Source organism: Acidimicrobiia bacterium, from assembly GCA_035948415.1.
Taxonomy (GTDB): Bacteria; Actinomycetota; Acidimicrobiia; order IMCC26256; family PALSA-555; genus PALSA-555.
The window spans coordinates 44,542-52,618 of sequence record DASZJD010000102.1 but is presented as its reverse complement, the minus strand read 5'-3'; the positions used below and the strand labels follow the sequence as shown (position 1 = coordinate 52,618).

8 protein-coding genes are annotated in these 8,077 nt (G+C 75.8%); all 8 read right to left on the bottom strand.

Features of this window, described 5'->3' with window-relative positions:
- On the bottom strand, positions 1 to 941 hold a 941-nt coding region (ftsY, locus tag VG869_14255), incomplete at its 3' end, for a signal recognition particle-docking protein FtsY (GenBank protein HEV3452345.1).
- 13 nt (positions 942 to 954) lie between these two features.
- Positions 955 to 1,986 carry a mechanosensitive ion channel family protein gene (locus tag VG869_14250; protein HEV3452344.1) on the bottom strand — a complete coding sequence of 344 codons (1,032 nt, stop codon included), beginning with the start codon at positions 1,984 to 1,986 and terminating at the stop codon, positions 955 to 957.
- A gap of 8 nt (positions 1,987 to 1,994) precedes the next feature.
- Complete coding sequence (locus VG869_14245; protein ID HEV3452343.1) at positions 1,995 to 4,880, bottom strand: AAA family ATPase; 2,886 nt, start codon at positions 4,878 to 4,880, stop codon at positions 1,995 to 1,997.
- A gap of 75 nt (positions 4,881 to 4,955) precedes the next feature.
- Positions 4,956 to 5,231, bottom strand: a complete 276-nt coding sequence (locus VG869_14240; GenBank protein HEV3452342.1) for an acylphosphatase — start codon at positions 5,229 to 5,231, stop codon at positions 4,956 to 4,958.
- Positions 5,232 to 5,236: 5 nt separating this feature from the next.
- Positions 5,237 to 6,073, bottom strand: a complete 837-nt coding sequence (mutM, locus tag VG869_14235) for a bifunctional DNA-formamidopyrimidine glycosylase/DNA-(apurinic or apyrimidinic site) lyase (GenBank protein HEV3452341.1) — start codon at positions 6,071 to 6,073, stop codon at positions 5,237 to 5,239.
- Positions 6,057 to 6,773 (bottom strand): ribonuclease III, encoded by a 717-nt coding sequence (gene rnc / locus VG869_14230; GenBank protein ID HEV3452340.1) that lies wholly within the window; start codon positions 6,771 to 6,773, stop codon positions 6,057 to 6,059. Before rnc ends, mutM begins: the two co-directional genes overlap by 17 nt.
- Positions 6,770 to 7,081 carry a phosphopantetheine-binding protein gene (locus tag VG869_14225; protein ID HEV3452339.1) on the bottom strand — a complete coding sequence of 104 codons (312 nt, stop codon included), beginning with the start codon at positions 7,079 to 7,081 and terminating at the stop codon, positions 6,770 to 6,772. Before VG869_14225 ends, rnc begins: the two co-directional genes overlap by 4 nt.
- Entirely contained in the window at positions 7,071 to 8,075 is a 1,005-nt protein-coding gene (gene plsX / locus VG869_14220; GenBank protein HEV3452338.1) for a phosphate acyltransferase PlsX, read from the bottom strand. The genes VG869_14225 and plsX overlap by 11 nt, the downstream gene beginning before the upstream one ends.
- Between the last annotated feature and the right edge of the window lie 2 nt (positions 8,076 to 8,077).

The following is an 8,077-nucleotide window of genomic DNA, read 5'->3' as shown; positions in this document are numbered from 1 at the left end:
CCGCCGCGGGCGGTGCCGTCCAGCTTGGCGAGGACGACGCCGGTCACCCCGACCGTCCCCGCGAACTCGCGGGCCTGGACGAGCCCGTTCTGGCCCGTGGTCGCGTCGAGGACGAGCAGCACCTCGGCGAGCGCGTCCGGGAACCGGTCGACGATCCGGCGGATCTTCGCCAGCTCCTCCATGAGGTTGCGCTTGGTGTGGAGCCGCCCGGCGGTGTCGACGAGGACGACGTCGACGCCGCGCGCCTGGGCGGCCTGGACGGCGTCGAACACGACGCTGGCCGGGTCGCCCCCCTCCTGGCCGCGCAGGACGTCGACGCCGAGGCTGGCGCCCCACGCCGCGAGCTGGTCCGCGGCCGCGGCGCGGAAGGTGTCGGCGGCGACGAGCAGGACGCGGCGCCCGGCCTCGCGCTCGCGTCGGGCCAGCTTCGCCGCCGTCGTCGTCTTGCCGACGCCGTTGACCCCGACCAGCAGCCACACGCTCGGTCGTCCCGGCTCGAGGTGCAGGGCCCGGTCGGGGTGGTCGAAGGCGGCCGTGATCTCGGCCTCGAGGAGCGGGGTGAGCCCGTCGGCGTCGCGGACGCCGTCGCGCCGGGCCCGGGCCCGCAGGGACTCGAGGAGCCGCGCCGTCATGGGGACGCCGACGTCGGCGAGCAGCAGCGTCTCCTCGAGGTCCTCCCACGCCTCGTCGTCGAGGCGACGGGCGCGCCAGCGGTCGCGCAGGGTCCGGAACGGCTTCCGGCTGCTCGCCAGCCCGCTCTCGAGGCGCTCACCGGTCGCGGCGTCCGGCGCGTCGATGGCCGGCTCGGCGACGTCGGCGTCGGCTTCGGCTTCGGCGCGCCGGCGTCGCTCCCGCCGGCCGAGCACGCCGGGGAGCGCGAGGAGGAAGGCTGCGAACGCCAGGATGAGCACGAGGATGACGACACCAGTGGTCGTGAGCATCAGCGCGTCGATGCTATCCGGCGTCCTCCTGACCATCGCCGCCGCGGCGCGGCGCTCGCTCGGCGCCGGTGGTGATGAGCTGCGCGACCGCGAGGTCGATGCCGGCGTCCTCGAACGCGACCTTCAGTCGGGCGCGCAGGGCGCGCGCGACGTCCCACTGCGCCAGGGGCATCGTGCGCACGACGAGCCGGATCACGACGCGGTCGCCTTCGAGGTGCTCGACGCCCCACACCTCGGGCTCGGTGGGGATCCGACCGTGCCACGCCGGGTCGGCGCGCAGCTCGCTGGCGACCCGGGCGATGACGGTGGTGGCGTCGGCGACGACGGTGTCGGGCGCGAGCGCCAGGTCCAGCACGGCGCGGGCCCACTGCTGGGCCTTGTTGCCGACGCGCCGGATCTCGCCGTTCGGCACCGACCACAGGGTCCCCTCGACGTCGCGGATGCGGGTGACGCGCAGCGTGAGCGACTCGACGGAGCCGGACACCGCGGTGCCGCTGGTGCCCACCTCGATCACGTCGCCGACGCCGAACTGGTCCTCGAGGAGCATGAACGTGCCGGCGAGGAAGTCGCGCACCACGGCCTGGGCCCCGAAGCCGAGCGCGACCCCGGCGACGCCGGCGCCGGCCAGCAGCGGGGCCAGCTCCACGCCGAGGTCGCCGAGCACGGTGATGACCGCCACCGTCCAGATGACGACGGCGACGGTGCTGCCGAGCACCGCGGCGGTGGTGTCGGCGCGCTGGGTGCGACGCAGCGACGTGGTCGTGCCCGGGACGGTGCCGGCCTTCAGCCGGTCGGCGAGGCGCCGCACGAGCCGGCGGCTGACGCGGGTGGCGACGAAGGCGAGGACGACCACGAGCGCGATGCCGGCCGGCCGGGAGACCGCGTCGGCGACGTCGGCGGCCCCGTTGCTGCCCGTGATCCGGAAGACGGTCTCGCAGAGCCACGAGCGGGTGCCGGGCGACCCGCAGGCGCGCTGGAGGTCGGCGGCGTTGCCGCCCGCGGCGAGCAGCCGCGCCGGCAGGACCCCGATCGCGATGCCCGCCATCGGTCGGGTCAGGCGCCGACGGGGTCGGCGACCCGCTCGCTGACGACTCGCGTCGAGCCGCCGGGCGGCATCGTGACCCCGTAGAGGATGTCGGCGGCCTCCATCGTGCGCTTCTGGTGGGTGACGATGACGAGCTGGGCCTCGTTGCGGAACTCGTGGACGAGGTCGAGGAAGCGGTGCAGGTTCACGTCGTCGAGGGCGGCCTCCACCTCGTCGAGCAGGTAGAAGGGCGACGGCCGGGCCCGGAACACCGCGAACAGGTAGGCGAGGGCGGTGAGCGAGCGCTCGCCGCCGGAGAGCAGCGACAGGCGCCGCACGGTCTTCCCCGACGGGCGGGCGTCGACCTCGATGCCGGTGTTCAGCAGGTCGTCGGGGTCGATGAGGGTGAGCCGCCCCGCCCCGCCCGGGAAGAGCGTCGCGAACAGGTTCGTGAAGTGGGTGCTCACGTCGGCGAAGGCCTGCTCGAAGACGCGCACGATCTCCCGGTCGACCGCCCGCAGCACCCGGTTCAGCTCTCGGCGGCTGGCCCGGACGTCCTCGAGCTGGGACTCGAGGAACTCGTGGCGGGCCTGGAGCGACCGGTGCTCCTCGAGGGCGAGCGGGTTGATCGGTCCCATGAGGCGGAGGTCGCGCTCGAGCTCGCGGGCCCGACCGGCGAGCGTGGTGCCCTCGGGGACGGTGGGGGCTGGCGCGTCGAGCGCCACGTGGGGCTCGACGTCGAACTGGCTGCGCAGCGACTCGACGGTGGCGTCGAGGCGGAGCCGCGCCTCGGCGTCGTCGACGTCGACGCGCCCGAGCCGCTCCCGCACCCCGGTGAGCTCCTGCTCGAGCGCTCGGCGCTCGCCGCGGAGCCGGTCGAGCTGCTCGGCCGACACCCGGGCCGCCTCGGTCTCGCGACGGCGCCGGTCCCGGAGGCGCTCGGCGAGGGCGTCGGCGCGGGCCCGGTGCTCCGCCAGCCGCCGGGCCACGCCGCCGAGCGACTCGTCGCGGTCGAGGAGCGCCCGCCGCTGCCGCTCGGCCGTGGCCTGCGCCTCGGGGTCGCGGGCGGCGAGGCGGCCCTCGACGTCGGCGAGCCGGGCGCCGAGCACGGCCCGACGCTCCTCGGCGGCGGCGCGTCGCAGCTCGGCGGCCCGCGCGGCGCCGAGCGTGGCGCGGGCGGCCTCCACCGTGCGCTCGGCCTCGGCCCGGGCGACCTCGGCCGTCGTGGCCCGCTCCTGGGCCTCGTGGAGCGCCCGCGGGGTGATCGCGGGCGCGTGGCCGCCGCCGACGCTCCACGTCCCCTGGCCGCCGATGCGGTCGCCGTCGGCGGTGACCGCCACCAGCTCGGGCCGCTCGGCGACGACGTCGAGGGCGGCCCGCCAGTCGTCGACGAGGACGTGACCGGCGAGGAGGCGCGTGAGCGCCCGCTGCAGCTCGTCGTCGCGGGCGCGGACGGCGTCGCCGAGCGGTCGGGCGCCGGTCGGCAGGTCGAGGGACGGCGGGTCGGCCCGGTCGCCGAGCACGACGAGCAGGGCGCCGGTCTCCCCCGCGTGCAGCCGAGCCATCGCCGGGCGCGCCGCGGCGCCGCGCACCACGACGGCGCGCATGGCGTCGCCGAGGGCGGAGCCGACCGCCGCCTCGGCGCCGTCGTCGATCTCGAGGTGGTCGACGAGCGGTCCGAGCACGCCGTCGAGCGGCTCGAGCTCGCCGGCGGCGGCCTCGGCGCGCGCGACGCGCCGCTGCCGCTCGAGCGACTCGGCGCCGGCGCGGGCGCGCGCGGCCTCCACCTCGGCGGCTCGCCACCGCTCCTCGGCGGCGCGGAGGGTGTCGTCGGCGGTCTCGACCGCCACGAGGGCGTCGGTGTCGGGCAGCACCAGCTCGCCGGCGTCGAGGGCGGCCAGCTCGCCGCGGAGCGCGACGGCGTCGGCCACGAGGGTCTCGACGACGCCGGCGTCGGCGGCCGCCGCGAGCTCGCGCTCGAGGCCGCGTCGCTTCTCGGCGAGGAGGGCGCCGAGGCCTCGGCCCCGCTCGCGCAGCGCCTCGGCGCGCGCCACCCACTCGGCGAGGCCCTCGACCCCGAGGGCGGTGAGCGAGTGCTCGGCGTCGATGACGTCCTCGTCGAGGGCGGCGAGCCGGTCGTGGAGCTCGCGGTCCCGGGCCGCGAGGCCCTCTCGCTCGTCGTGGAGGCGCGCCAGCCGGGTCTGGAAGCCGGCCAGCTGGTGGCCGACGAGGTAGAGGCGGATGGCGCGCAGCTCGGCGACCACGTCGCCGTGGCGCTGGGCCGCCTCGGCCTGCCGCTGGAGGGGGGCGAGCTGGCGGCGCACCTCGCGCAGCAGGTCCTGGAGCCGCACCAGGTTGCCCTCGGTGGCGGCGAGGCGGCGCTCCGCGCGCTCCTTGCGGCGGCGGAACTTCAGGATCCCGGCCGCCTCCTCGACGATGGCGCGCCGGTCCTCGGGGGTGGCGGACAGGATGGTGTCGAGCTGGCCCTGCCCGACGATCACGTGCTGCTGGCGCCCGATCCCGGTGTCGGACAGCAGCTCCTGGAGGTCGAGCAGCCGGCAGGGGACGCCGTTCAGCTCGTACTCGGACTCGCCGGTGCGGAACAGGCTGCGGGTGATCGTGACCTCGCTGAACTCGATCGGCAGCAGGCGGGCCGTGTTGTCGATGGTGAGCGACACCTCGGCCCGCCCGAGCGGGGGCCGGCTCGGGGTGCCGGCGAAGATGACGTCCTCCATGCGCGCCCCGCGCAGCGTGCGCGGGCCCTGGGCGCCGAGGACCCAGGCCACGGCGTCGACGAGGTTCGACTTCCCGGAGCCGTTCGGGCCGACGACGACGGTCACGCCCGGCTCGAAGTCGAGCGACGTCGTGTCGGCGAAGGACTTGAAGCCCTTCAGGGTGAGCGACTTCAGGAACACGAGCGGCCGTCCCTTCTCCTCGTCGGATCGTAGCGACGGCCTCGCGGCTGCCAAGGGAGTGCCGGGCGCCGCGGCTCAGCGCACCGCGAAGCCGGTGGCCCCGGTGGCGGCCTCGTCGCGCGCCTCGACGTGGTGGACCGCGGCCCCGCGGGGCCCCGACCGGCACCACGCCTCGACGGCGGCGACGGCGGCGGGCGGGCCCTCGAGCGCGACCTCGACGCGGCCGTCGGGCAGGTTGCGGACGAAGCCGGCCAGGCCGTGGGCGAGCGCCTCGGCCCGGCACCGGTCCCGGTAGAAGACCCCCTGGACCCGACCCGAGATCCACAGGTGTCGGCGCACGCGCTCGGTCACGGCGCTCAGACCTGGCACGCCTCGCAGTAGAAGGTGGAGCGACCGCCGTAGCGCTCGCGGCGGATGACGTGCCGGCACCGGCGGCAGAACTCGCCGTCGCGGGCGTAGACGTTGTGGTGGAGCTGGAAGTCGCCCGGGCGCCCGAACAGGTCCACGTACTGCTCGTCGGCGAGCGACGAGCCGCGGTACTTCACCGCGTCCTGGAGGGTCTCGACCATGGCCCGGTAGAGCCGCCGGACCTCCTGCGAGGACAGCGAGTCGCTCATGCGGTCCCAGCGCAGCCCCGCGCCCCAGAGGATCTCGTCGCTGTAGATGTTCCCGATCCCGGCCAGGAAGCGCTGGTCCATGAGCAGCGGCTTCAGCTTGGCGTGACGCTGCGAGATGAGCTGGCCGAAGTGCTCCCACGACATGGCGGTCTCGAGCGGGTCGAGGCCGAGGTGGTTGAGCTCGGTGACCTTGTTCAGCGCGTCGGCCTCGGTCACGAACATCTCGCCGAAGGTGCGCGGGTCCACGAAGCGCAGCTGGCCGCCCTGGGTGAAGGTGATGACGACGTGGGTGTGCTTGCTCCGAGCCTCGCGGGAGGTCTTGGCCCGCAGCAGCTGCCCCGACATGCCGAGGTGGATGACGAGCACGTCGCCGCCCTCGAGGCGCACGAGGATGTACTTGCCGCGTCGCTCGACGCCGGTGATCCGCTTGCCCTCGAGGCGGTGCGCGAACTGCTTGCGGTTGTGGTGCCGGCGCACCGACCGCATGCCGTCGACCTCGACCGCCTTCACGCGCTTCCCGACGACCTCGCGCTCGAGGTCGCGGCGCACCACCTCGACCTCAGGAAGCTCCGGCATCCGCCTGGTCCTCGGTGTCGTGCAGGGTCTGCCAGGCCGCGTGCGCCGCGGCCTGCTCGGCCTGCTTCTTCGAGCGGCCCTCGCCCTCGCCGCGGGCCTGGCCGTCGAGGCGCACGGTGGCGTAGAAGCGCTTCGAGTGGTCGGGGCCCTCGGCCCGGACCTGGTAGCGCGGGAGCTGGTCGAAGCGCCGGGCCGCCAGCTCCTGCAGGCGCGTCTTGTAGTCCTGGCCGCCGGGCCCGGCGGCGGCCTCGGCGATCTGGTCGCCGAGGAGGCCGACGACGAGGTCCCACGCCGCGGTCCAGCCGCCGTCGAGGTACACGGCGGCGATCACCGCCTCCATGGCGTCGGCGAGGATCGACGGCTTCGTGCGCCCGCCCGACGCCGCCTCGCCCTTGCCGAGCAGCAGCGCCGGGCCGAGGCCGACCCGGGTGGCGAGGTCGGCGAGCACCTCGGCGTTCACCACCGCGGCTCGCACCTTCGCCAGCGCGCCCTCGGGCAGCTCGGGGTACTCGTCGTAGATGTGGGTCGTCACGACGAGGCCGAGGACGGCGTCGCCGAGGAACTCGAGGCGCTCGTTCGACGAGGAGTCGGCGTGCTCGGCGCAGTAGGAGCGGTGCACCAGCGCGGCGTCGAGCCGGCGCGGGTCGCGGAACTGGTGGCCGAGCGCCCCCTCGAGGCGGGCCCGCTCGTCGGCGCTCATGACGTGCCGTCGCCCCCCTCGTCGAGCCGGGCGACGATGTAGTCCACCGCCTCGCGCACGGTGCGCAGGTCGGCGAGGTCCTCGTCGTCGACCCGGAACCCGACCGTGCGCTCCCCCAGCTCCTCCTCGAGCTCCTCGACCAGCTCGATGAGCGCGAGCGAGTCGGCGTCGAGGTCGTCGGCGAACGAGGCGTCGAGGGTGATCCGGGCCTCGTCGATCTCGAGGATCGCGGCCAGCCGCTCCCGCAGCAGCGCGTAGACGCCGTCGGGCCCGAGCGGGGCGCGCTCCACGTGGGTCTCAGCCGGCATCGGCGACCGCCTCCTGCATCCGGCCGATGACCCCCGACCGGACGCACTCCGCCGCGACCCGCACCGCGCTCACGACGGCCCGCGCCGACGAGGCGCCGTGCGAGATGACGCAGACCCCGTCGACGCCGAGAAGGACGGCCCCGCCGGTGAGGTCGGGGTCGTAGACCTCGGCCGCCGCCAGCAGGAGGGGCAGCACGACCTTCGCCGCCTCGCGGGCCTCGGGGCTGGCGTCGAGGGCCCGGAACACGACGCCGGCGAGCGAGCGCAGCGCCGCCTCCATGCTCTTCAGGGCCACGTTGCCGGTGAACCCGTCGGCGACGACCACGTCGGCCCGCCCGGCGTGCATGAAGTCGCTGCCCTCGACGTTGCCGATGAACCCGGGGACCGAGCCGAGCCGCTCGTGGGCCTCCTTCCGGAGGTCGTCGCCCTTGCCGGGCTCCTCGCCGTTCGAGAGCAGGCCGATGGTCGGGGCGTCGAGGCCGTAGCGGGCGCGGGCGTAGGCGCCGCCCATCCGCGCGTACTGGACCAGCCGCTCGGCCGAGGCGCCGACGACGGCGCCGGCGTCCACGAGGACCTGGGGGTGCCCGCCGGGCACCGGGATCGGGACCGCGATGGCGGGGTTCGGCACCCCCTTGAAGCGGCCGAGGCGCAGCACCGCCGCGGTGGTGACGGCGCCGGTGTTGCCGGCGCTGACCATGGCGTCGGCGTCGCCGACGCGCACCGCCCGGGCGCAGCGCACGATCGAGGCGTCCTTCTGCTTCCGGACCGCGCTGACGGGCTCGTCGTCCATGGCGATCACGTCGCGGGCGTCGACGAGCTCCACGCCGCCCGGCGGCGGGTCCGGCAGGAGGGGGGTCAGCTCCTCGGCGCGCCCGAAAAGGAGGATCCGGACGTCGAGGGCGGCGGCGGCGTCGAGGGCCCCGGCGACGATCTCGCCCGGCGCCCGGTCGCCGCCCATGGCGTCGACCGCGACCGTGCAGGGCGGCCGGCGCACGG

Excerpts from the sequence above, each read along its gene's own strand:
- rnc (HEV3452340.1), bottom strand. The coding sequence starts at position 6,773 with ATGAGCGCCGACGAGCGGGCCCGCCTCGAGGGGGCGCTCGGCCACCAG.
- VG869_14225 (HEV3452339.1), bottom strand. The coding sequence starts at position 7,081 with ATGCCGGCTGAGACCCACGTGGAGCGCGCCCCGCTCGGGCCCGACGGC.
- VG869_14250 (HEV3452344.1), bottom strand. The coding sequence starts at position 1,986 with ATGGCGGGCATCGCGATCGGGGTCCTGCCGGCGCGGCTGCTCGCCGCG.
- mutM (HEV3452341.1), bottom strand. The coding sequence starts at position 6,073 with ATGCCGGAGCTTCCTGAGGTCGAGGTGGTGCGCCGCGACCTCGAGCGC.